This is a genomic window from Streptoalloteichus hindustanus (genome assembly GCF_900129375.1).
GTDB lineage: Bacteria > Actinomycetota > Actinomycetes > Mycobacteriales > Pseudonocardiaceae > Streptoalloteichus > Streptoalloteichus hindustanus.
Window position 1 is genome coordinate 556,737 of the sequence record NZ_FQVN01000004.1, and the last position, 21,376, is coordinate 578,112.

General features: G+C 75.4%; 18 protein-coding genes. 9 read left to right on the top strand and 9 right to left on the bottom strand.

Annotated features, from left to right (window positions below; genetic code table 11):
• Positions 1-40: 40 nt before the first annotated feature.
• The gene (locus BUE43_RS15395) at positions 41-550 is read right to left on the bottom strand and encodes a GNAT family N-acetyltransferase (RefSeq protein WP_073483587.1); all 510 of its coding nucleotides are present in this window, start codon (positions 548-550) and stop codon (positions 41-43) included.
• A gap of 151 nt (positions 551-701) precedes the next feature.
• Between BUE43_RS15395 and BUE43_RS15400 the strand changes: the two genes are divergently transcribed.
• Together BUE43_RS15400 and BUE43_RS15405 are read left to right on the top strand one after the other, a co-directional pair.
• A complete protein-coding gene (locus BUE43_RS15400; protein ID WP_073483589.1) occupies positions 702-1,046 on the top strand; it encodes an ArsR/SmtB family transcription factor in 345 nt (114 codons plus the stop codon).
• A gap of 129 nt (positions 1,047-1,175) precedes the next feature.
• Positions 1,176-2,066 (top strand): TIGR03620 family F420-dependent LLM class oxidoreductase, encoded by an 891-nt coding sequence (locus BUE43_RS15405; protein WP_073483591.1) that lies wholly within the window; start codon positions 1,176-1,178, stop codon positions 2,064-2,066.
• Positions 2,067-2,096: 30 nt separating this feature from the next.
• Here the strand turns inward: BUE43_RS15405 and BUE43_RS15410 are convergent, their stop codons facing one another.
• Both BUE43_RS15410 and BUE43_RS15415 read right to left on the bottom strand, forming a co-directional pair.
• Positions 2,097-3,290: a saccharopine dehydrogenase family protein gene (locus BUE43_RS15410; RefSeq protein WP_073483593.1), complete on the bottom strand. Its 1,194-nt coding sequence runs from the start codon at positions 3,288-3,290 to the stop codon at positions 2,097-2,099.
• Positions 3,291-3,340: 50 nt separating this feature from the next.
• A complete protein-coding gene (locus BUE43_RS15415; RefSeq protein ID WP_234995738.1) occupies positions 3,341-4,420 on the bottom strand; it encodes an alpha/beta hydrolase family protein in 1,080 nt (359 codons plus the stop codon).
• 54 nt (positions 4,421-4,474) lie between these two features.
• Between BUE43_RS15415 and BUE43_RS15420 the strand changes: the two genes are divergently transcribed.
• Both BUE43_RS15420 and BUE43_RS15425 read left to right on the top strand, forming a co-directional pair.
• Positions 4,475-5,368: a PaaX family transcriptional regulator C-terminal domain-containing protein gene (locus BUE43_RS15420; RefSeq protein WP_073483595.1), complete on the top strand. Its 894-nt coding sequence runs from the start codon at positions 4,475-4,477 to the stop codon at positions 5,366-5,368.
• 117 nt (positions 5,369-5,485) lie between these two features.
• Positions 5,486-6,643 (top strand): ABC transporter substrate-binding protein, encoded by a 1,158-nt coding sequence (locus BUE43_RS15425; protein WP_200797524.1) that lies wholly within the window; start codon positions 5,486-5,488, stop codon positions 6,641-6,643.
• Positions 6,644-6,717: 74 nt separating this feature from the next.
• Here the strand turns inward: BUE43_RS15425 and BUE43_RS15430 are convergent, their stop codons facing one another.
• The gene (locus BUE43_RS15430) at positions 6,718-7,287 is read right to left on the bottom strand and encodes a DUF6314 family protein (RefSeq protein WP_073483597.1); all 570 of its coding nucleotides are present in this window, start codon (positions 7,285-7,287) and stop codon (positions 6,718-6,720) included.
• Positions 7,288-7,379: 92 nt separating this feature from the next.
• Positions 7,380-10,622, bottom strand: coding sequence for a UvrD-helicase domain-containing protein (locus BUE43_RS15435; RefSeq protein ID WP_234995739.1), 3,243 nt, complete (start codon positions 10,620-10,622; stop codon positions 7,380-7,382).
• 106 nt (positions 10,623-10,728) lie between these two features.
• Between BUE43_RS15435 and BUE43_RS15440 the strand changes: the two genes are divergently transcribed.
• From BUE43_RS15440 to BUE43_RS15450, 4 genes are all read left to right on the top strand, one after another.
• On the top strand, positions 10,729-11,406 hold the full coding sequence (locus BUE43_RS15440; RefSeq protein WP_073483598.1) for a class I SAM-dependent methyltransferase: 678 nt from the start codon (positions 10,729-10,731) through the stop codon (positions 11,404-11,406).
• Between the two features lie 710 nt (positions 11,407-12,116).
• Positions 12,117-13,376: an APC family permease gene (locus BUE43_RS15445; RefSeq protein ID WP_073483600.1), complete on the top strand. Its 1,260-nt coding sequence runs from the start codon at positions 12,117-12,119 to the stop codon at positions 13,374-13,376.
• 232 nt (positions 13,377-13,608) lie between these two features.
• Positions 13,609-13,767, top strand: a complete 159-nt coding sequence (locus BUE43_RS34205) for a hypothetical protein (RefSeq protein WP_159447738.1) — start codon at positions 13,609-13,611, stop codon at positions 13,765-13,767.
• A gap of 244 nt (positions 13,768-14,011) precedes the next feature.
• On the top strand, positions 14,012-14,425 hold the full coding sequence (locus BUE43_RS15450) for a ribonuclease domain-containing protein (protein ID WP_073483603.1): 414 nt from the start codon (positions 14,012-14,014) through the stop codon (positions 14,423-14,425).
• Here the strand turns inward: BUE43_RS15450 and BUE43_RS15455 are convergent.
• The 3 genes from BUE43_RS15455 to BUE43_RS15465 all read right to left on the bottom strand — a co-directional run bounded on the left by BUE43_RS15455 (position 14,415) and on the right by BUE43_RS15465 (position 17,170).
• Positions 14,415-15,638 carry a Cmx/CmrA family chloramphenicol efflux MFS transporter gene (locus BUE43_RS15455; protein ID WP_073483605.1) on the bottom strand — a complete coding sequence of 408 codons (1,224 nt, stop codon included), beginning with the start codon at positions 15,636-15,638 and terminating at the stop codon, positions 14,415-14,417. The two genes, BUE43_RS15450 and BUE43_RS15455, sit on opposite strands and share 11 nt — an antisense overlap.
• 121 nt (positions 15,639-15,759) lie before the next feature.
• Positions 15,760-16,332, bottom strand: coding sequence for a TetR/AcrR family transcriptional regulator (locus BUE43_RS15460; protein WP_073483607.1), 573 nt, complete (start codon positions 16,330-16,332; stop codon positions 15,760-15,762).
• A 94-nt stretch (positions 16,333-16,426) separates the two neighbouring features.
• Positions 16,427-17,170 carry a class I SAM-dependent methyltransferase gene (locus BUE43_RS15465; protein WP_200797525.1) on the bottom strand — a complete coding sequence of 248 codons (744 nt, stop codon included), beginning with the start codon at positions 17,168-17,170 and terminating at the stop codon, positions 16,427-16,429.
• Positions 17,171-17,417: 247 nt separating this feature from the next.
• Between BUE43_RS15465 and BUE43_RS15470 the strand changes: the two genes are divergently transcribed.
• Positions 17,418-19,532 carry a phosphocholine-specific phospholipase C gene (locus BUE43_RS15470; RefSeq protein WP_073483612.1) on the top strand — a complete coding sequence of 705 codons (2,115 nt, stop codon included), beginning with the start codon at positions 17,418-17,420 and terminating at the stop codon, positions 19,530-19,532.
• Positions 19,533-20,302: 770 nt separating this feature from the next.
• Here the strand turns inward: BUE43_RS15470 and BUE43_RS15475 are convergent.
• Positions 20,303-21,226 (bottom strand): phosphatidylinositol mannoside acyltransferase, encoded by a 924-nt coding sequence (locus BUE43_RS15475; protein WP_073483614.1) that lies wholly within the window; start codon positions 21,224-21,226, stop codon positions 20,303-20,305.
• Positions 21,227-21,376: the final 150 nt, after the last annotated feature.

Below are 21,376 nucleotides of genomic sequence, written 5' to 3' on the forward strand. Positions count from 1 at the left end.
CCGGTCGCGCGGCGGCGGCCGGTACGGACTGTGGCCGGGGTCAGGCGGTGACGTCGGGCAGTGCCGCGAGGTCGAGGTGGTAGCGGTCGTGGGTGGGGAAGGTCGCGACGCGGTGGAAGCCGAGCCGGCGGAGCAGGGCGACGCTGGGGAGGTTGCCGTGGGTGACGCCGGCGAACAGGTCGGTGGCGGCCAGGTTGTCGCGTGCGTGTCGGGCCAGGGCGTGCACGGCGAGGGTGGCGATGCCCCGGCCGCAGGCGTGTTCGGCCAGCAGGTAGCCCAGCCCGTAGCGGGGTGGATCTCGGGGTACGAGGGTCGCGCTGCCCACCAGGTGGCCGGCTTCGTGGATGCCGAAGTGGTGTCGGGGGTCGCTGGCGGCGAGGGTGGCGGTGTGGTCGGCGGGTGAGGCGGTCACGATGTCGGTGTAGTCGCCGTGTCGGGTGAGGTGGGCGGTGTTGGCCGCCATCAGTGCGGCGTAGGTCGCGCCGTCGGTGGGCAGCAGGGAGCGCAGTTCCAGGCCGGGTCGCGCCGTGGCGAGTCGCACGGCACGCATGCTTGCCGGTCCTGGTCGTGGTCGGCAAACGTGTTGGTGGGCGAAGACAGCGACCCGGTGGTGGCCGTCCCTGGTGGTGGCACTCGCACGGGGCGCGGGCGGGGGGATCGAGGTTCCTCGAATCGTCGGAGCGGACCCTAGACTCGGCCTGATGGCCCACGACGACCCGCGATCCCCCGCCGACGCCGACGAGCAGTTGCTGGAGGTGTTCAAGGCGCTCGCCAACCCCGTGCGGCTGCAGGTGTTGCGGTGGTTGCGTGAGCCCGGGCGGCACTTCCCCGTGGAGGAGGCGTTGGCCGATCCGCGGGAGGTCGGGGTGTGTGTGAGCCACATCCAGGCCAAGACGGGTCTGGCCCAGTCGACGGTCTCGGCCTACATGGCCGCGCTCCAGCGCGCCGGGCTGGTCCGCTCCACCCGTGTCGGCAAGTGGACGCACTACCGCCGCGACGAGGACCGCATCGCCTGGCTGGTCGAGGTGCTTGGGCGTTCGCTGTAGCCATCGGCTGCCTCTCGGCCCGGTCTCTCGGTGTCGGGTGTCGACCCACCCCCCAACATCATATCGACTTTATGCGATACTTCGATCTACGAGGGCGGGCGGACCGCCCCGCGCGGGTCAGGAGTGGGCATGGGTGAGGTCACGGGCAGGGATCTGGGCCGGTTCGGGGTCTGGACGTTCGACTTCGAGGACCAGCCGGCGAGCCTGGTGCGGGACTCCGCCCAGGAGCTGGAGGAGCTGGGCTGGCCGGCGATCTGGGTTCCGGAGCTGCTCGGTCGGGAGGCGATGACGCACGCCGGGTTCCTGCTGTCCTGCACCGAGCGCCTCAGCGTCGTCAACGGGATCGCCCAGATCTGGGCCCGCGAGCCGCGCTGGACCCAAGGGGCGGCGCTGCTGCTGGCCGACGCCTACCCCGACCGGCACCTGCTCGGTCTCGGTGTCGGCGGCGGGCGCCCCGGAACGCGGCCGCTGCGCGCGATGAGCGAGTACCTGGACGCCATGGACGCCACCACCAGCCCCAACCCCGCGCCCCGGTCACCGGTGCGCCGCCTGCTGGCCGCCTACGGGCCCAAGATGCTGGAGCTGGCCCGCGAGCGGGCTGTCGGCGCCCACACCTACCACGTGACGGTCGGGCACACCGCGCGGGCGCGGGAGGTGCTGGGCGCCGCCCCGTTCCTCGGGGTGGAGCAGGCGGTGCTGTTCGAGACCGACCCGCACCGGGCGCGGGAGATCGCACGCGAGCACCTGCACCTGCACCTCACCACGGAGTTCAACGTCGCCAAGTTCCTGCGCCTGGGCTACACCGAGGCCGACATCGACGGCGGCCGGGGCAGTGACCGGCTGGTCGACGACCTGGTGGTCTGGGGCGAGCTGGACACCATCGTCGGCCGGCTGCGCCAGCACCTGGCGGCCGGCGCCGACCACGTGGGCGTCCAGGTGATCGGCATCGAGCCCGGAGCCTCGGCGATGCCCCGGTGGCGGGAGCTGGCCGAGGCGCTGCTCCCCCGCCCCACCGCCTGACCTGACGGCGCCCCCCCGGCCGGGGGGGCGCTACCCGTCGCGGTGTTCGACCACCACCCCGCCGCGCCCGGGGACGTGACGGGCCAGGTCGGTGAGGAACCGGTCGACGTCCAGGGCGGTCTCGGGCGGGCGCACCCCCGGCGCGGCGGGGATGCCGTCGAGCAGTTGGGCGAGGCCGAGCGCCAGGGGGACGGCGGTGGCCGTGGCCATGTCGTGGGCCAGGAACGCGGAGGCGCCGGGCAGGTGCGCCAGCACGGTGCGACGCCGGCCCCGCCGCGTCCCGGTGGCCACGGCGAAGAACGGGGGCAGCGAGCGGGGTCCGGCGAAGCGGTGCAGGCGGCGCAGGGAACGCGCCATGCGGCGCGCCGACGGCGCGGCCAGGGCGGCCGCCGCGGTGGCGGGGGTGAGTCGACCGGCGTCGAGGTCGCGGCGCAACACGTCCAGGTAGGCCGCGGTGGTCGGGGTGACGACCATGAGCGTCGTGGCGTGGCCGGTGGGCCGGTAGCTGCGGCCGAGGGTGAGCGGTTCCGGGTGGCCGACGGTGTAGGCGGTGCCCCGGCGCCCACCCGGCAGCCTCAGGGTGACCGGCCGCAGCGGGGGTCGCCGCCGCCCTACGCCGTCCTCGACGACGGGGATCTCTCCGCTGATCTGGTGCATCCAGTGCAGCAGCGCGGCGCCGGGCCGGGCGGGCGGGCCGAGTGGTGTCCCGGCCGCCCGGCCCGGCGCGCGGGGGACGTCGACCGGCCAGGCGGTGTGGAGGTCGTGGACGGCGTCGAGGTCCCGGACGGCGCGGGCGGCCAGCAGGTTGCTGAGGCCGGGGCTGGCGCCCACGCCGACCACGGCCCGCACGCCGGCCGCGCGGGCCGCGCCGTCCAGGTCGAGCATGTCGAGGGTGGGTTCCCCGTCGTCGCAGACGTCCAGGTAGTGGGTGCCGGTGTCGATGGCGGCGCGCAGCACGGTGGGTCCGTGCCGGTAGAAGGGGCCGGCGGTGTTCAGGACGACGTCGGCGTCGGTCAGCGCGGCGCGCAGGGCGGTGGGATCGCCGATGTCGACCCGCCGGGCCTGGGCCGGGGTTCCGTTCGCCCTGATCTGGCCGGCCAGTCGGTGGGCGGCGGCCAGGTCGCGGTCGGCCACCTCGATCCGCCGCACGCCGGGCAGTGCCGCGGCGAGGCGGGCCGCCGCCGCGCCCACGGCGCCTGCTCCGCCCAGTGCCAGTACGCGCACGGTGGCTCCTCTCCGGTGTCGAATTCCGCGCTCGGTGGGCTCGGCGGGGGTCAGTGGACGTCGCGCAGGTACTGGCGTTGGTCATCCAGGACCCCGTCGGCGTAGAGCGCGCGGGGCGCGGCGACGGCGAGCAGGAACGCCCGGACCGGGCAGGACTCGACCTGTCGGGGCAGCAGGGAGTGGGTGGTGTCGGGGTAGTGCCGGACCTGGAGCGTCGCGGGGTCGCGGAGCAGCCGGCGGTAGCCGGCCTCGGTGTCGGCGACGTCGACGTTGCGGTCGTGGCCGGGCAGGACCAGCAGGACCGGCACGCGCAGCGCGGCCAGGTCGGCCGAGGCGTCGGCGGTGAAGTTCCTGGCCACGAACCGCCACCGCTGGGCGGTCATCTCCCGGGGGTCGCCGACCGCGGCCCGGTACTGCTCGAAGGAGGCGCCCTCGCGCAGCAGCCGCAGGGTCGTCTCGCTGCGCTCCAGTTCGGCGCGGACCCGCTCCGGCGGGGCCTGCTGGTCGGCGAGCTCGGCGAGCAGGTTGTAGCGGCCCTGGCGCTGCCAGTTGATGGCCGGGGAGACCGCGATGACGAAGCGGAGCTCGGGCAGGCGCACCGCGACCTTGGGCATGACCCAGCCGGCCTGGCTGGCGCCCCACAGCCCGATCCGGCGCGGGTCGATCTCGGGTCGCGTCCGCGCCCAGGTGATCGCGGCGACGGTCTCGGCGGCGCGGTCGTCCATGCTCTGGTCCAGCCAGTCGCCCGGCGCGCCGGCCACCCCGGGTTTGTGCCAGGACAGCGAGGCGTAGCCGGCCTGGGCGAAGGCCTCCCACAGCGGCCGGTAGAAGGTCTCGTGGGTGGCGTCGAGGGGGCCGTCGCCGTGGACGAACACCACGAGGCCGTGCGGGCCGGAGCCGGTGGCGGGCAGGGCGAGCACGCCGGTCAGCGGCTGGGGGCCGCCGGTGATGGTGACCTGCTCCTCGCGCAGGTCGTAGCTGTTGCCGACGACCACCACCGCGCCGGCGGTCAGGACCAGGGCGAGCAGGGTCAGCAGCGCACCGAGCAGCAGCGGGCGCCGACGACGACGGCGGCGGCGGCGGCGGGGCCGGTGCGGGGTGGCCGCGCACCCCTCGTTTCGTTCATTCACGGAACGATCGTAACCAGAACGAACGTGCTAGCGTCGCTGTGGGGAGGTGGTGACATGTCGACCAGGCGGGCCGAGCGGACGGAACTGACCACCCGGACGCTGGTGGAGGCCATGGTCCGCGAGGACGGCACCGTGGCCGCGACCGAGCTCTACCCGGTCGCCGCCGCCCTCGGGATGAGCGACCAACAGGTGCGGCTGTGCGTCAAGCGCCTGGTCGCCGAGGGCAGGTTCGTCCAGCAGGGCCGGGGCCGCGGCGCGGTGCTGCGGGCCGCCGGGGCCAGCGGCCACGCGCTGGACCCGGACGTGGAGTTCGTGCGCCTGATGTACGCCCAGGACCGGGGCGAGGCGCCCTGGGACGGGGTGTGGCACCTGGTCACCTTCGCCGTCCCGGAGTCGGCCAGGGCCGCGCGCGACGCCCTGCGCGACACCGTGGTCGGGCTGGGCGGCGCGCTGCTGCAGGGCGGCGTCTACGTCTCGGCCCACCCGTGGGAGGAGCTGGTGGCCGCCGAGGCCGCCCGACTCGACGTCGCCGACCGCGTCACCACCCTGACCACCACCGACCTGCGCGTGGGCGACGTGGCCGAGCCTCGGGCGCTGGCGGCGCGGCTGTGGCCGCTGCCCGAGCTCGCCCGCGCCCACGACCAGCTCGCCGACCTGGCCGCCGGCTGGCTGGACCGGCTGACCGAGCCCGCCCGCGTGGGCCGCGCGGAGCTCCTGACGATCGCGATCGAGCTGGCGGCGGAGTTCACCCGCGCCACGGAGCCCGACCCGCTGCTGCCCCCCGAACTGCTGCCCCGCCCCTGGCCGGGCGCCCGGGCCCGGGAGCTGGTCGCCCGCTGCTGGGCCCGGCTGCGGGACCACCCGGCCGCCGACCCCACCCCGGGCCTGTTCCGCCGCTACGCCGAGGTGATCGGCGAGGTGGTGACCCACCTGCCCGACCCGCGGTGAGCGGTCCGCACGGCCCCTGCCCCTGAACGGGTCAACGCGCACCGGCGAACGGCCGGCGCCCCGTGGTCAGCCGGATGGGCGATCGTGGCCGTGGCGTGCGGGGCCGTAGTCCGTGCAGTGACCCTCGACTCCTCCCCCGCCGCGTCCGGTGTCCCCACCGTGGGTGTCGTCGTCCACCGCACCGGGCGGCTGCGCTCGCTCGGCGAGGCCCTGCTGTTCGTGATCAACGATCTCCTCGCCCGGTGGGGGCCGGACCACCCGGTGGCGTTGGCCGTGCTCGACAGCGGCTCCACCTCCGAGGGGGCGGTGGCCGCCGCCGAGGAGTTGGCGCGGCGCGCCGAGGTCGGCGTCGTCATCACCCTGGCCGGCTCGCACACGGTGCCGGCGGTGGCCCGGGCCTGCGCCCGGGCGGGGGTGCCGTCCGTGTCGACGATGCTGCCCTGGCAGGTCTTCCGGGAGCAGAGCGGCGGCCCGGACCGGGCGTTCCACTTCGCCTGGGGGCTGGACGACATCGCGCGGGCCTTCGCGGAGATGTGGCGCATGGCCGGGGCGAGCCGGGTGGGCTGCCTGTGGAACGACGACGTGCAGGGCCGGGCGCTGCGCTCGGCCGGCGGCGGGTTCGTGGCCACCGCGCGGGCGGCCGGCGTCGAGCTGGTGGACCTGGGCGCCTACCGGGAGGCGCGGGCCGACTTCGCCGAGCAGGTGGCCGCCCTCGCCGCCAGCGGGGCCGACGTGGTCACCTCGGCGGGCACCCCGCAGGACCTGGCGCGGTTCTGGGCGGCCACCACGGAGGCGGGACTGCGGCTGCGCCTGCTGACCTCGTCGCGGTGGCTGACCTACCCCTTCGGGGCCGCCCAGGCCGACGTCGACGGCGTGGCCACGGTGGTGTCGTGGACACCCCGGGGCGCCACGCGCTCCTCGCTGGGCGGCCGCAGCGCCGAGGAGCTGGCGCGCGGCTACGAGAAGGTCACCGGACGGCCGTGGCTGCAACCACTCGGTTTGGCGCACGCGCTGGTGGAGGTGGCGGTGCACGCGGTGACGGCCACGGCCGACCCCCGGGACCGCGACGCGGTGGCCCGGACGTTGGCCGCCACCTGCCTGGAGACGGTCGCGGGCCGGCTGGACTGGACGCGGGGACCGGCCCCGAACGTGGCGCGCCTGCCGTTGGCCGGCGGCCAGTGGCGGCGCCGCGACAGCGGCTGGGACCTGGTGCTGGTGGCCAACGCGGCCCGCCCGGACGTGCCGGTGGAGGGCGAGCTGCGCACCCTCGGCTGAGGTCGAGGCTGAGCCCCGGCCGCCGGCGGGCGGCCCCGACCCGGCGCCGACACGCCGCCGACCGAGTGCCGGGTTCAGGCCCGCCGGTAGGTGCTGCGGATGGTGTAGTCCTTGGCCGGGCCGCGCACCTCGATCCGCACGTCGAACCGGTCCGGGGCGCGGAAGTCGTAGTGGCCGGTGTAGACGTCGCGGCCGCAGTGGTGGACCGCGCTGGCCGACAACGGCCCCGCCCCGGAGCCGGCCGGCAGCAGATCGTGCAGGACGCGACCCCCGGGTTCGGTGTCGGTGAAGCAGACCAGGATGCGCTCGCCCCGCAGCAGGTAGAAGTACTCGCGGTAGGCGGGGCCGCGCTCGCCCGTCGCGGTCACCAGCTCACCCTCCTCCCGGTAGCGCAGGACGTCGGCCTGGATCGGCCGGAACCGCGCGGTGCCGTCGAAGACCCCGAACCCGGAGATCGTGCGGGACAGGGCCCACTGCCCGACCAGCGAGTCGAACAGGGCTCGCGTGGGCGTGGGGTGGTGGGCGGTCACGGGTCCCGCCGGGTCGGCGGGGCCCGTCGCCGGCCGCTCCTCGACGACGGCGCGGGAGCCGAGGACCCGGCGCGCCCCCGGACCACCGCTGTCCACTGTGGACTCACCGTTCATCGTCCGCCCCCACCTCCACCACGTCGCGTCGTGTCGGGGTCGAGGGTAGGCGTGGTGGCGGACGGCGGTGTGTTCGCCCGCGGCGCACCCGCCTACAGCAGGCGGAGCTGCTGGGAGCGGGGGCGTCGCCGGGGCGCGGGGTCCCCCACCCGCTGGCACAGGGCGGGGTCGATGTCGGCCAGGAACGGGGACGGCGCGGCGGGGCGGGCACTGCCGTGCCGGGCGCGGCGGGCGGCGTGGCTGAGGTAGAGGTGCCGCCGCGCGCGGGTCATGCCGACGAAGAACAGCCGGCGTTCCTCCCGCACCGCCTCGGCGGCCTCGGTGTCCTCGGCGCCGGGCCAGCGCAGCGGCAGCAGGCCGTCCTCGCAGCCGACGAGGAAGACCACCGGGAACTCCAGCCCCTTGGCGGCGTGCAGGGTCAGCAGCGACACCAGGTCGGCGTGCGGGTCCCAGGTGTCGACCTCGGCGCCGGTGACCAGCTCGGTGTGGAAGCGGTCCAGGTCGTGGCCGCAGCGGGTGGCCAGCGGGCCGAGCAGGTCCAGCGCGGAGTGGACCTCGGCGGCGTGCGCCTCGCGGTCCCGCTCCGGCGCCAGGGCCAGGGCGGCGCGGGCGGCGAGCCGCACCCGGTCGACCACCCGCTCCCCCACCGGCTCGCCGCCGCTGGTGTCCGGGCGGAAGGTGAGCTCGCGCAGGATGTCGCGGACGCCGGGCCGGTCGGCCAGCCGGTCGTGGGAGCGCTTCTGGACGGGCACGCCGGCGCGGGTCAGCGCGTCGAGCAGGGCGCGGGCCTGGCTGTCGGTGCGGTAGAGCACCGCGATGTCGGCGAAGGACAGCTCGTGGCCGTCGTGCCCCTCGGCCCGGCCGCTGTCCAGCGAGTGGAACGAGGAGCCGCCCAGCAGCTGGTCGATGGTGCGGGCCACGAACGCCGCCTCGGCCTGCTCGTCGGCGGCCTGGTGCAGGCCCAGCGGCGGGCTGTCGGGGTGCTCGACGGCGGGGGTGAGCACCCGGTCGGGCACCAGGCTGGTGGGGGCGATGGCCTGCAGCGCGCCGCTCAGGATGGGCGGGGTGCTGCGGTAGTTGCGGGTGAGCTGGACGGTGCGGGCGCCGGGGAAGTCGGTGGTGAAGCGGAGGAAGAACCCGACGTCGGCGCCCCGGAACCGGTAGATGGCCTGGTCGGGGTCGCCGATGGCGGTGATGTTGCCGTCGGGCGGGGCCAGCAGCCGCAGCAGCTGGTACTGGGTGTCGTCGACGTCCTGGTACTCGTCCACGCAGATCCAGCGGTAGCGGTCGCGGTAGGCCGCGGTCAGGCCCGGATCGGCGGTCAGGATCTCCACGGGGAGGCGGACCAGGTCGTCGAGGTCGACCAGGTCCCGCTCGCGCAGGGCCTTGGTGTGCCGCTGGCGCAGCTCGGCCAGCTCCGGGTCGGCCTCGTCGCCGGGGCGGGACAGGGCGGCGGCGGCGCGGCGGGCCTGCCGCTCGTCGCCGGTCAGCTCGGTGAGCAGGGCCAGGCGGCGGGCCTCGTCGGCCACGCCGAAGTCGGCGGACAGCCCGGCGCGGGCGTGCTGCTCCCGCAGGATCCGCAGGCCCAGGGAGTGGAAGGTGGCCACGGTCAGGTGGCGGGCCCGGTCGGTGAGCGCGGCCAGCCGCTCGGACATCTCCTCGGCCGCGCGGCGGGTGAAGGTGATGGCCAGGCAGTGCTCGGGCGCGGCCTGCCCGGTGGCCACCAGGTGGGCCAGCCGGTGGGTGAGGGTGCGGGTCTTGCCGGTGCCGGGCCCGGCGATGATCAGCAGCGGGCCGGTGGTGGTCGCGGCGGCGGCGCGCTGGTCGGGGTCCAGGCCGTCCAACAGGCTGGCGCGCGGGACCTCGTCGTCCCCGGCCACGCCGCCGGTCGGGTCGGGCGACGCCTCCGGCATGCCCTGCTCCCCCGTGCTCGCCTCCGGCCCGGCGGGGGCGGGACTGGCGGTGGCGGCAGGGGTGGGGGCCTGCGGGGCGGCCGGGGTCGGCGTGGGGTCCGGGAACGCCTCGTCGTCGAACAGGCTGGGCACGGCGTGCAGGGTGGCGCGACGCAGCTCGCCGGGCTCGAAGAGCCGGATGGTGCCGTACTCGCCGTCGTAGCCGGCGTCGCGGATCACCTGCCCGCGACGCAGCCGGGCCACCGCCTCGGCCAGCGGCGCCGAGTGCGGCGCGATGTCGGCCACCGGCACCTGGTCGAGGATGGCCAGCTCGGGCCCCAGGGCCGCGGTCAGGGTGGCGATCTCACCGAGGACGGTCTTGCTGCGCGGGCCGACGCCGAGGATCTCGCTCATGATCTCCGGCAGCGGCACCAGACTGCGGAACTCCCCCGCCCCGGCCGGCCGCGCGCCCTCGGGCCGGTCGGCCAGCTCCTCCACGCGGTGCAGCACGCCCACGGTCAGGGGTTTGCCGCACTCCGGGCAGCGGCCCTCCCGGGCGCGGGTGTCGGCCGGCTCCAGCCGCACGTCGCACTTGCGGTGGCCGTCGAGGTGGTACTTGCCCTCCTCGGGGAAGAACTCGACGGTGCCGGCGAAGCCCTGCCCGGTCTCCAGGGCGCGGCGCACCGCGAAGTAGTCCAGGTCGGTGTCGAAGACGGTGGTCTCCCGGCCCAGCATGGGCGGCGAGTGCGCGTCGGAGTTGCTGACCAGCCGGTAGCGGTCCAGGCCGGAGACCCGCCAGTTCATCGCGGGGTCGCTGGACAGGCCGGTCTCCACCGCGAAGACGTGCTCGGCCAGGTCGGCGTAGCAGTCCTCGACGGCGTCGAAGCCGGACTTGGAGCCCAGCACCGCGAACCAGGGCGTCCACACGTGGGCGGGCACCAGGTAGCCGCCGGCCTCCAGGGTGATCTCCAGCAGGTGCCGGGAGTCCAGGCCCAGGATCGGGCGGCCGTCGGCGCCGAGGTTGCCGATGCGGGCCAGCCGCGCGTTGATCGCCGCCGCGACCTGCAGGTCCGGCGCGTACAGCAGGTGGTGGACCTTACGGGTGCGGTCGTCCCGCTTGTAGATGGTGGAGATCTCCACCGACAGCAGGAACCGGACCTCGCCCGCGCAACTGGCCGGCAGGGTGCGGCCGATCGCGGCGTCGAGCTCGGGGCGCAGCCGGAACAGGCCGGGCTCGGCCGGCACGAGGTTCTCCCGCAGGTGGTCGAACCAGGCGGGGTGGGTGAAGTCGCCGGTGCCCACCAGGGTGATGCCCTTGCGCCGCGCCCACCACGTCAGGTGCTCCAGGTCGCAGTCCCTGCTGCAGGCCCGGGAGTACTTGGAGTGGATGTGCAGGTCGGCGTGGAAGCGCACCCGGCTGATCTTGCCACGGCTCCGCGACACCTCGACGCGCCCCCGGTTTGTGCTTGCGCCGTCAGGGAAATCCGCGACGGGCCGGCGGCGCCGCCCTGGTTGCGGCCGGGGACGCCCTGTCGGGTTGGGTGGGGGCATGACGAGATCGGAACCGGACAGCAGGGACAGCGCGGACAGCGCCGCCGGGTTCGTGCGGGCGCACACCCGGCTGGGCGCCCCGCCGCTGGTGCCCGAGGTGCGGGTGCACCTGGCCGAGGAGGCGATCGCGGTGTGGGAGGCCACCGAGCGGCAGGTCGGCCGGTCCGGGCTGGCGCCGCCGTTCTGGGCGTTCGCCTGGGCCGGCGGCCAGGCGCTGGCCCGGCACGTCCTGGACCACCCCGAGCTGGTGCGCGGCCGGCGGGTGTGGGACCTGGCCGCGGGCTGCGGGGTGGTGGCGGTGGCCGCCGCCCTGGCTGGGGCGGCGGAGGTCACCGCCAACGACGTCGACCCGTGGGCGGGTGCGGCGATCGGCCTCAACGCCGAGGCCAACGGGGTGCCGGTGCGGGTGGTCGTGGGCGATGTGCTGACCGGTGACGCCGACGGGGCGCAGGTGGTCTTCGCCGGCGACGTCTTCTACGACCGGCCGATGGCCGCGCGGGTGCTGCCGTTCCTGCGGCGCGCCCGCCGCGCCGGCGCGGAGGTGGTGGTGGGCGACCCGGGCCGCGCCCACCTGCCCGGGGAGGCGTTCGAGGAACTGGCCCGCTACGGGGTGCCGGTCCCCCGGGAACTGGAGGGCGTCGACGTCAAACCGACCCGCGTGCTGCGCCTGCCCTGAGCGGAGCGCCCAGAACGCGCCCGGCGGCGACCTCGCCAGTGGCGATCGTGCCTTTTCCCCGGCCCCGGCGCGGTCCCGCCCAGCGACGGTGTCGAGTCGCCACACAGCGGGATGTCGTCGACGTTGGTCCGGAACGGCGGGGACGACGGTTGCGGCCGAACTCCCCTTGCCCAGCGCGCGCAGGATGGCGGGCTGGGCCAGGCAGAACGTCGCAACCAGCTCCCGCTGGCACTCCTCGTCGGTCTGGCCCCGTGCGGCCGACCGCGGCCACCCGAGGTCGTCCCGGGTGGGTGGGCGGCCTTCGGCGACGGTGGCGGCCACGTCCCCGATCGACCGCACGGCGGGAAAGGACACACCCGAGGCCAGTGACGGCCGTCCAGCCCAGCACGCAGGCGTGCAGGCGACCGTTGTTGAGGCCGGGCAGCACCAATGGCCTGCCCTGGCCGAGGGCCGGTGCGGGTGTGGCCGTGGCGCGGACGTGGGCGTTGACCAGCACGAGGTCGGCCGGATTCCGCCACGCGATTCGGCGGCAGGGACGGGCGGGGTCGCGGCGGCGATGGCGTCGCCGGTTGCGGGAAGGGATTCGTGCCAGGCCGAGCGCGCCCGGCGCTTCGCCGGTTGCGGCCGATCTCTCCGGGCTGGGCGGACGCCCAGCGCCCAGCACGCGATCATCGTGCGGTTCTGGCGGTGTGGGAAATCGAGGTGCGCCGATGGGCGAGAGCGCGGGGCCGGGACTGGCGCGGCGGTTGGGCACGGGGAATGCCGTGCTGGTGGGGCTGGGCGCGATGCTGGGGGCGGGGGTCTTCGCCGGGTTCGGCCCGGCCACGGCCACCGCCGGGACCGGGGTGGGGATCTCGCTGGTGGTGGCGGGGTTGGTGGCGTTCTGCAACGCCACGTCCTCGGCGCGGCTGGCGGCGCGCTATCCGACCTCGGGTGGCGCCTACGTCTACGGGCGGGAGCGGCTGGGGGCGTTCTGGGGGTACCTGGCCGGCTGGTGCTTCGTGGTCGGCAAGACCGCGAGCTGCGCGGCGATGGCGTTGACGGCCGGCCACTACCTGGCGCCCGGCGCCGCTCCGGTCGTGGCGGCGGCCGCGGTGGTGGTCCTGACGGCGGTCAACTGCTTCGGCGTGCAGCGCTCGGCGCGGGTGAGCCGGGTGCTGGTGGCCGTGGTGCTGCTGGTGTTGGCCCTGGTCGTCGTGGTGGCGCTCGCCGGCGGCCACGCCGAGCTCGACCGGCTGTGGCCGCCGGCGCGGGACACCTCGGTGTACGGGGTGGCGCAGGGCGCGGGGCTGTTGTTCTTCGCCTTCGCCGGCTACGCGCGCATCGCCACCCTCGGTGAGGAGGTGGTCGACCCCGAGCGGACGATCCGGCGGGCGGTGCCGCTGGCGTTGGGTGTGGTGCTCGTCGTGTACGCCGCCGTCGGGGCGGCCGCGGTGCTGGTGGTGGGCGCGCCCGGGCTGGCGGGCGCGGCGGCGCCGCTGGTGGAGGTGGTGCGGGCGGCCGGCGCCCCGGGTCTGGCTCCGGTGGTGACCGCGGGCGCGGCGGTGGCGTCGGTGGGCGCGTTGCTGGCGTTGGTGCTGGGGGTCTCGCGCACGGTGCTGGCGCTGGCGCGCGACGGGTGGCTGCCCCGCGGCCTGGCGGTGGTGCACCCGGTGTACCGGGTGCCGCGGCGGGCGGAGCTGGCGGTGGGCGCGGCGGCGGTCGTGCTGGTGCTGACCGTGGACCTGCGCGGGGCGATCGGGTTCTCCTCGTTCGGGGTGTTGCTGTACTACGCGGTCGCCAACGTCGCGGCGATGACGCTGCGGCGCGGGGAGGGGCGTCCGCCGCGGTGGGTGCCCGTGGTGGGTGTGGTCGGGTGCGGGGCGCTGGTGGTCACGCTGCCGGTCTCCTCGGTGCTGGCCGGGCTGGTGGTGGTCGCCCTCGGCGCGGTGGTGTGGTGGGTGGTCGACCGGCGTCGGCGGGCGGCCTGAAGGGGTGGGCGCCAGGCCGGGTCCCGTGCCGCCGCGCCCCGGCCGAGTCCCCTCCCGGTGTGCTCCCGGATGGCGGAACCCCGGCGCGGACGGGGGCCTTCCCGGGGCGTCGGTGCTGCACTGGAGCGGTGGGGGCTTTCCCCGAGCCGGCCGCGAGGCCACTCGACCACCCTCGGGTGGCCGCCACGCCGCCCGTGACCGGTCACCCGCCGATCCCCATCAGGGGGTAGCCATGTCCCGTCCCCGTGACGACCACGACCTCACCCGCCCTGACCTGGACGAGTCCGACACCGACCGGGCGGGCGAGAACACCGAGCGCGGCTGGGAGCCCTACACCGAGCCCGAGGAGGGCCGCCCCGCCGAGGAGGACCAGGGCGACGTCGAGGGCTGAGGTCCCCGGGACGCGCCGTGGCCCGGCCACCGGGTGGTGGCCGGGCCGGGGAACGCGCCGCCGGGTGGGTCAGCGGGGTGGGTCGGTCCTGGTCGTGGCGGTCCCGCCCCGTCCGGTGATCACCCGGTCGTGACGGTCTGTCACCGTCCCGGCGCTCGATCACGCTGTCCCCGCGCCCCGACAATCCGAGTGCCCCGCCCGGGAAGGCCGGGCCGGGGGCGGGTCGGCGAGGGGACGGACACGCATGAGGACGTGGTGGCGGTATCGACAGGCTCGGACCCTGGCCGCGATCGTGGTCGGCGCGGTGTGCTGGTGCGCCGCCCCGGCCGTGGCCTGTCCCCCGGCCTCGGCGACGGCCGTTCTGGCGGTGCCTCAGGAGGCCTACGACGCCTACGCCCGCTGGCGGGCGCGGGGCTGGCCGAGGGACCGCGGCTGGTACGACGTCGAGGGCCGGAAGTGCTTCGCTGGGGGCAGGTTCGGCAACCGGGAACAGCGGCTTCCCGCGGATGGCGACTACGTCGAGTACGACGTGCTGTGCCATCCGCGGGTGCCGCCCAACCGGGGGCCGCGGCGCATCGTGGTCGACTTCCGGCAGTCCCCACCGCTGGGCTACTACACCGCCGACCACTACCGCACCTTCGCGGCCTTCACCCCGTGACCACCCCCGCGCCGGCCGGCTCGGCCGCGGGCTCGACCGCGGGCGCGGTCCCGGCCGCCGGGGACCGGCGGCCGCGCGTGGCGGCGGCCAGCACGACCGCGACGAGGGTCGCCGCGCCCAGGGCGGCGCCGATCCAGGCCACCGACGGGTAGCCCAGGCCGCCGTCGATGGCCAGCCCGCCCAGCCACGGCCCTGCGGTGATGCCCACGTTGAACGCGGAGACGTTCACGCCCGTGGCCAGGGTCCGCGCGGAGCCGGCCAGGCTGAACACCCGGCTGTTGAACACGGGGTTGGTGGCGAAGCCGAACGCGCCGAGCAGGAAGGCCAGCACGACGACCAGCACCGGCTGGTGGGCGCCCAGCGCCAGCGCCACCGAGATGACGACCAGGCCCACCACGCCCACGTAGAGGGTGCCGAAGGGGCGGGCGTCGGCGTTGCGGGCGCCCACGCTGATGCCGAGGAACGCGCCGACGCCGTAGAGCCCCAGCACCGCGGGCACCCAGCTCTCGGGCAGGCCGGCGGTGTCGGTCAGCAGCGGGGCGAGGTAGCTGAAGGTGACCAGCAGGCCGCCGGTGGCCAGGGCGGTCATGGCGTAGGACAGCCACAGCCGGGGGTTGGCCAGGGCGCGCAGTTCGGTGCGCACCCGGGGGGTGTCCTCGGCCGCGGGGCGGCCGCCGGGGATGGTGGTCAGCACGCCGACCATGGCCAGGGCCGAGAGGATGGCCACGGCCCAGAACGCGCCCCGCCAGCCCAGGTGCTGGCCGATGACGGTGCCGGCCGGCAGGCCGAGGATGGTGGCCACGGTCAGGCCGCCGGCCACGATGCCCATCGCCTTGCCGCGCGCGTTGTCGGGGACCAGGCCGATCGCGGTGACGGTGGCCACCGCCCAGAACCCGGCGTAGACGAAGGCGCCCACCGCCCTGGTGACGAACAGCGTGGCGTAGTCGGGGGTCAGCGCGCCGGCGACGTGCGCGGCGATGAAGATCGCGAGGAAGGTCAGCAGCGCGGTGCGCCGGGGCCAGCGCAGGGTCACCATGGCCAGCACCGGGGCGCCCACCAGCATGCCCATGGCGAAGGCGGAGATCAGCAGGCCCGCGTCGGGGATGGACACGCCCAGGTCGGTGGCCAGTTGGGGGAGCAGGCCGGCGAGCATGAGCTCGGAGGTGCCCTGGGCGAAGATCGACAGGCCCAGGACGTAGACGGCCAGGGGCATCGGGTCAACTCCTTGTTTTGGATAGATCAGTTCAAAATTCGGGCAGAAAAACTCAGACAGACAGACCAGAAGGGATCGACGAGGTCAGGACACGGTCATCGGCGCCTTCGGGCGCCCCGCCTCAGAGCGCGGCGAGCACGGAGGTGGCCACCGCCTCCAGGGCGGACCGGTCCGCGCCCGAGCGGGCCAGCACGACCAGCCCGGTGATCGAGGAGATCACGAAGTGCGCGAGCTGGCGCGGGTCCCGGTCGGCGGCGATCTCCCCGGCGCGGCGGCCGGCCTCCAACGCCACCCGCAGCGCCTCCAACCGCCGGTCGTAGTCCCTGGCCAGCAGCGCGGCGATCCGGGAGTCCTTCGGCGCCAGCTCGACCATCGCGTTGACCACCAGACAGCCCACCGGGTCCTCCGGCTCGCCGTCCACGGCCCGCCACAGCAGGACGCGCACCTTCTCCCGCACCGGCCGCGCGCTCGCCAGCACCGCCTCCGCCGCCGTGGACTTGGTCTCCATGTAGCGGACCAGGGCCTTCTCGAACAGGTCGTGCTTGCTGGCGAAGGTGTTGTAGACGCTGCTGCGCCCCAGGCCGGTGGCCGCGCACAGGTCCTGGGTCGAGGTCGCCTCGTAGCCGGCGGCCCAGAAGGCGCGCATGGCCGCCTCCACCGCTCGCTCCTCGTCGAAGGTCCTCGGTCGCGCCATGATCCGTACTCTAACCGTTTTGGATCAGTCAGTGCAATACCCGGGGGGTGGGCGCCGGAGGACGTGCTGCCGTCCGAGCCGACCGCGCCGGCGGCTAGTCGGCGCGCAGGACGAAGAACAGGAAGGACGGGGCGGTCGCGAGCAGGGGGAACTCGTCGGGGAACAGCTCGCGGGCGGCCGGCACGGGCTGGGGCTCGCCGATGACCGAGACCCGGAAGCCGGCCGCGGTGAAGGCGTCGGTCATCGCGTGCAGCGGCCGGTGCCAGTAGGTCACCGGGGCGACCTGGCCGCTCATGGACCACTCCTCGGTCACGACGGCGGTCGCGAAGTAGTCGGGCCGGCGCCCGGCCAGCCGCGCGACGCAGTACTCGGCCAGGGGATGGCAGACCGAGGCGATGAGCCGACCGCCGGTCCGCAGCACGCGCCGCAGCTCGGCCAGCGTCGGACCCCAGTCCCGCAGGTAGTGCAGCACCAGGGACGACACCACGTCGTCGAACGCGCCGTCGGGGAAGGGCAGCGGGTCGGCCAGGTCGACGACCCGCAGGTCCGCCTCGGCGCCCAGCCGCCGCCGCGCCAGCTCCAACATCCGGGGACTCGCGTCGACGCCGGTCACCGCCGCGCCCCGCTCGCGCAGCGCCTGAAACAGCGGGCCCGAGCCGCAGCCGGCGTCGAGAATCCGCCGGCCGCGCACGTCCCCGGCGAGCTCCAGCGTCGCGGGCCGCTCGTAGTACGCGTTCAGGAGGCTGGTCTCGTTCTCGGCCGAGTACGCCTCGGCGAAGCTGTCGTAGTCGTAGCCTCGCCGCGCCGCCTGGGAGTCTTCCTCGGGAACAGAAGGCATGCGCCCCATCGTGGCACCGCGGCCTGCCCACCTCCTCCCGGCACACCAGCGGTGACGCGAACGGCCGCGAACCGGCCAGCCCAGCCGGGCGTCTCCGCCCGGCTCCTCTCGCCGGAGCCGACGGGCGACCACGCGGCACGTCACCCCTTCTGGCGCAGGGTCGGCCAGGTTCCCGTCACGTCCTGTTCATTTACTTGCGACCGTTCACACCTGTCGCGCGTCAGCGAGGTCGACTTTCCTGGCAGCCATGTCCCAGACCTCGCGTCGCCGCTTCCTCGGGATGGGCGCCGGCGTGGTCGGCGCGGCCGCCGCCGGCTCGCTGCTGCCACCCTCGGTCCACCGGGCGCTGGCCATGCCCGTCCGCCCCGGCGGCCTGCGCGCGATCGAACACGTGGTCGTGCTGATGCAGGAGAACCGCTCGTTCGACCACTACTTCGGAACGCTGCGCGGGGTGCGCGGCTTCGGCGACCGCAACGCCCTCACCCTGCCGAACGGGCAGCCGGTGTTCCAGCAGCCCCGCACGGCCGGCGGGTCGGTGCTGCCCTTCCCGGTGCGCCAGGCGGCCAGGGACAGCGACCGCCCCGAGGGCGCCATCCACTACATCGGGGACCTGGACCACAGTTGGGCCGGCGGCCACCGGGCGTGGTCGAAGGGCTGGCTGGACAACTGGGTCAACGCCAAGACCGCCGCGACCATGGCCTACTACGACCGGCGTGACCTGCCGTTCCACCACGAGCTGGCCGACACCTTCACCCTCTGCGACGCCTACCACTGCTCGGTGATGGGGGCGACCAACCCCAACCGGATGTACCTGATGACCGGCACCGTCGGGTACGAGCCGGCGCCCCACCACCGCAAGCGGGCCGTGGAGAACGACGCCTACGCCGAGGACCGGCACGCCGGCTACGCCTGGACCACCTACCCCGAGCGCCTGGAGCGGGCCGGCGTGAGCTGGCGGGTCTACCAGGAGTGGGACAACTTCCAGGACAACGCGCTGGAGTTCTTCGTCCGGTTCAAGGAGATCGCGCGCCAGGCCCTGGTCCCGGCCGGCGGGCACCGCAGCCTGGACACCTTCTACGGCACGCTGCGCGCCGCCTCCCCCGCCGAACAACAGCGGATGCTCGCGGCCCTGGAGGAGGGCGTCGCGCGGCTGGACCCGGCCGATCGCCGCCTCTACGAGCGCGGGCTGCGCCGGGTGCCCTCCGGGCAGCTCGCCGCGCGGTTCCGGGCCGACGTGGCCTCCGGCGCGCTGCCCGCGGTCTCCTACCTCGTGCCCTCCGCCGCGGACTCCGAGCACCCCGGCGCGTCCTCGCCCGCCGCCAGCGCCACGATCACCTACCAGGTGCTGGACGCGCTGGCCGCCCACCCCGAGGTCTGGTCCCGCACCGCGCTGCTGATCAACTACGACGAGAACGACGGCTACTTCGACCACGTGCCGCCCCCGGTGCCGCCCGACGGCACCGCCGACGAGTTCGTCGACGGCCTGCCGATCGGCCTGGGCTTCCGCGTGCCGATGATCGTGGTGTCCCCGTGGACCGTCGGCGGCTGGGTCTGCTCGGAGGTCTTCGACCACACCTCGGTGCTGCGGTTCCTGGAGCGGTGGCTGGGCGTGCGCGAGGACAACATCAGCGCGTGGCGCCGCACCGTGGTGGGCGACCTGACCGGCGCCTTCGACTTCGAACGACACCAGCGGCAACCCGCCCTCGACCAACCGGAGGCCACCCCGCCGGCGACACCCCGCTGGCGCCCCTCACCCCCCGCCGAGCAGCACATGCCGGTCCAGGAGCCGGGCACCCGGCCGGCCCGCCCCCTGCCCTACCAGCCCAACGCCTGGTGCCGCCTGGAGGCCTCGGAGCACACGCTGGTCGTGGACATGACCAATGACGGCGAGTCCAGCGCGCACCTGGCGATCTACCCCTACGCCGGCGAGTTCGACCACCCGCGCCACCGGGACGTGCGGGGCGGGCACACCGAGACGGTGCCGCTCCGGGGCGACCGCTACCACCTGGCGGTGCTCGGCCCCAACGGCTTCCGCCGGGAGTTCGCCGGGCCGACCTCCGGCGTCGGCGCGGACGCCGAGGTGCGCGCCCGCGCCGAACGGCACGAACGCCGACTGGTCTTCAGCCTCACCAACAGGGGAACCTCGCCGGTGACCTTCGAGCTGCGCGCCGCCGAGGACACCGCCGACCAGACCCTGGCCCTCGGGCCCCGCGCGGTGCGCGTGCACGCCGGCCAGCGACGCGACGTGTCCTGGCCGACCAACGGCACCCGAGGCTGGTACGACCTGGAGATCCACCTGGCCGAGGACAAGGGGTTCCGCCAGCGGTTCGCCGGACGGGTCGAGAACGGCCAACCAGGCTGACCCGCGGCGCGCCGCCCGCCCCTCGGGGGTCGGGTCGGCGGTAGTCCCCGCACGACCCGGACAACTCCGGGCACCACCGCGCCCGAGCGCAACCGGCCGGTGGACGCCCCGAACCCGAGCCGCCGCGCGTCCACCACGGCGCGCCGCCCATGGACCATGGCAGCCCCATGCGAGGCCGTGGGACCAACCCCGGAGGCGAACGCTGGGGCATATGGCACGCCGGAACCCGTGCCGCCCCCTCGGCACCGCCCACCGCGCGCTGAGGGGTACGGCCCTTCTTGTGCCTTGGATGAGGGCCAGTCGCGCGGCGGTGCCCCCGGTTGTGGGTGGACTCGTGCCCCTCCAGGTCGAGTCGCGGCTCGGAGTTCGCCGGCCGGGAAGTCCGAGCCGATGTCGGAGGTCCTCGGTTGCTCGTCCGGCGTGACCAGCGTCAACCGCGGCCGAGGCGTTGGCGCTCATGGACGACGAGGGAGCTGCGACACCGCAGGCGCTCTATCTCCCGGGCCAGCGCCACGGCGTTGTCCAGCTCAGCTCGGTCGCCCGTCAGTGCGGGGTTGCTCTTCTACTAGAGGCACGCGCCGACCGGCGGTCGACCGACCCCGTCCAGAACACCCCACATGCTCACCGGCGCGACGGCCGCACCCTGGCCACCCGAATCCGGCACCGGTGTGGTGCCTGCCGGTGGTAACCAGCAGTGACACGGGCTCGTGGCAGCCTTCCGGCGTGTTCCGGCCGTGCCCGGGTTCCCCGGGGAACAGTGGGACGAGGGGTTATCGGAGTGCCGGCGCCGTCCCGGCGGATGCCGTCTCCCCCACCCGGTCGACGTCCCACACCGGCTGGAGCATGTGCCAGTCCTGGGGTCGCTGCGCGATCGCGGCGGAGAAGGTGTCGGCCAGCGCCTGCGTCGCGGGCACCACGTCCTGCCGGCCGCACACCGGCACCGGCGGGGAGAAGGTGACCGTCCAGCCGCCGTCGTCGGTGAAGGACACCGCGGTCGCGATCAGGGCCGCGCCGGTGGCCGCCGCCAGCCGCGCGGGACCGGCCGGCAGGTGCGCGGGTTCCCCGAAGAAGGACACCTCCACCCCGTCGCCGGCCAGGTCGCGGTCGGCCAGCAGGCACACGACCCGGTTCTCCCGCAGCCGCCGCGCCGCCAGCACCGCCGCGGACTCCCCGCCGGTCAGCGGCACCACCTCGAACCCCCACGACCGCCGGTGGTCGACGAACCGCTGGTACACCGCCTCCGGGCGCAGCCGCTCCACCACGGTGGTGAACCCGCCCAGGCGCGCCGCCAGCCAGACCCCGGCCACGTCCCAGTTGCCCATGTGCGGCAACGCCAGCACCGCGCCCGCGCCCCGGGCCAGGGCGACGTCCAGGTGCTCCCGCCCCACCACCCGCGCGGCCACGGCCTCGCACAGCCGACTCCGGTCTTCCGAGGGCAGCCGGAACACCTCGCACCAGTAGCGGCCGTAGGAGCGCATCGCCGCGGCCACCAGCTCGTCCATCGCGTCGGCGGTGGCCGTGGGGCGCACCCGGGCGAGGTTGCGCCGCAGCTGCCGGACTCCCCGGCCGCCCACCCGGGCCGCCAGGGCGCCCGCGCCCTGGAAGATCCGCTGCGCCAGGCCCTCGGGCAGCGCCCCCGCCACCTGCCAGCCCGCGGCGTGGGCCGCCTCCACCATCCTCGCCCGCACGTCCATCTCGGCACCCCGTTTTCGATGCGGTCGCCCGCCGTCGCCGGCCAGACCAGGACGCTCCAGTACTGCCCCGTGACGGGGACACCCGAACCCCGGACGCGGAGTTCACCTCATCGGGCGCACCGCGCCGGCGACCGCGACGACCGGTGACCC

Excerpts from the sequence above, each read along its gene's own strand:
- BUE43_RS15395 (WP_073483587.1), bottom strand. The coding sequence starts at position 550 with ATGCGTGCCGTGCGACTCGCCACGGCGCGACCCGGCCTGGAACTGCGC.
- BUE43_RS15400 (WP_073483589.1), top strand. The coding sequence starts at position 702 with ATGGCCCACGACGACCCGCGATCCCCCGCCGACGCCGACGAGCAGTTG.
- BUE43_RS15405 (WP_073483591.1), top strand. The coding sequence starts at position 1,176 with ATGGGTGAGGTCACGGGCAGGGATCTGGGCCGGTTCGGGGTCTGGACG.
- BUE43_RS15420 (WP_073483595.1), top strand. The coding sequence starts at position 4,475 with ATGTCGACCAGGCGGGCCGAGCGGACGGAACTGACCACCCGGACGCTG.
- BUE43_RS15430 (WP_073483597.1), bottom strand. The coding sequence starts at position 7,287 with ATGAACGGTGAGTCCACAGTGGACAGCGGTGGTCCGGGGGCGCGCCGG.
- BUE43_RS15440 (WP_073483598.1), top strand. The coding sequence starts at position 10,729 with ATGACGAGATCGGAACCGGACAGCAGGGACAGCGCGGACAGCGCCGCC.
- BUE43_RS15445 (WP_073483600.1), top strand. The coding sequence starts at position 12,117 with ATGGGCGAGAGCGCGGGGCCGGGACTGGCGCGGCGGTTGGGCACGGGG.
- BUE43_RS34205 (WP_159447738.1), top strand. The coding sequence starts at position 13,609 with ATGTCCCGTCCCCGTGACGACCACGACCTCACCCGCCCTGACCTGGAC.
- BUE43_RS15450 (WP_073483603.1), top strand. The coding sequence starts at position 14,012 with ATGAGGACGTGGTGGCGGTATCGACAGGCTCGGACCCTGGCCGCGATC.
- BUE43_RS15455 (WP_073483605.1), bottom strand. The coding sequence starts at position 15,638 with ATGCCCCTGGCCGTCTACGTCCTGGGCCTGTCGATCTTCGCCCAGGGC.
- BUE43_RS15460 (WP_073483607.1), bottom strand. The coding sequence starts at position 16,332 with ATGGCGCGACCGAGGACCTTCGACGAGGAGCGAGCGGTGGAGGCGGCC.
- BUE43_RS15465 (WP_200797525.1), bottom strand. The coding sequence starts at position 17,170 with ATGCCTTCTGTTCCCGAGGAAGACTCCCAGGCGGCGCGGCGAGGCTAC.
- BUE43_RS15470 (WP_073483612.1), top strand. The coding sequence starts at position 17,418 with ATGTCCCAGACCTCGCGTCGCCGCTTCCTCGGGATGGGCGCCGGCGTG.
- BUE43_RS15475 (WP_073483614.1), bottom strand. The coding sequence starts at position 21,226 with ATGGACGTGCGGGCGAGGATGGTGGAGGCGGCCCACGCCGCGGGCTGG.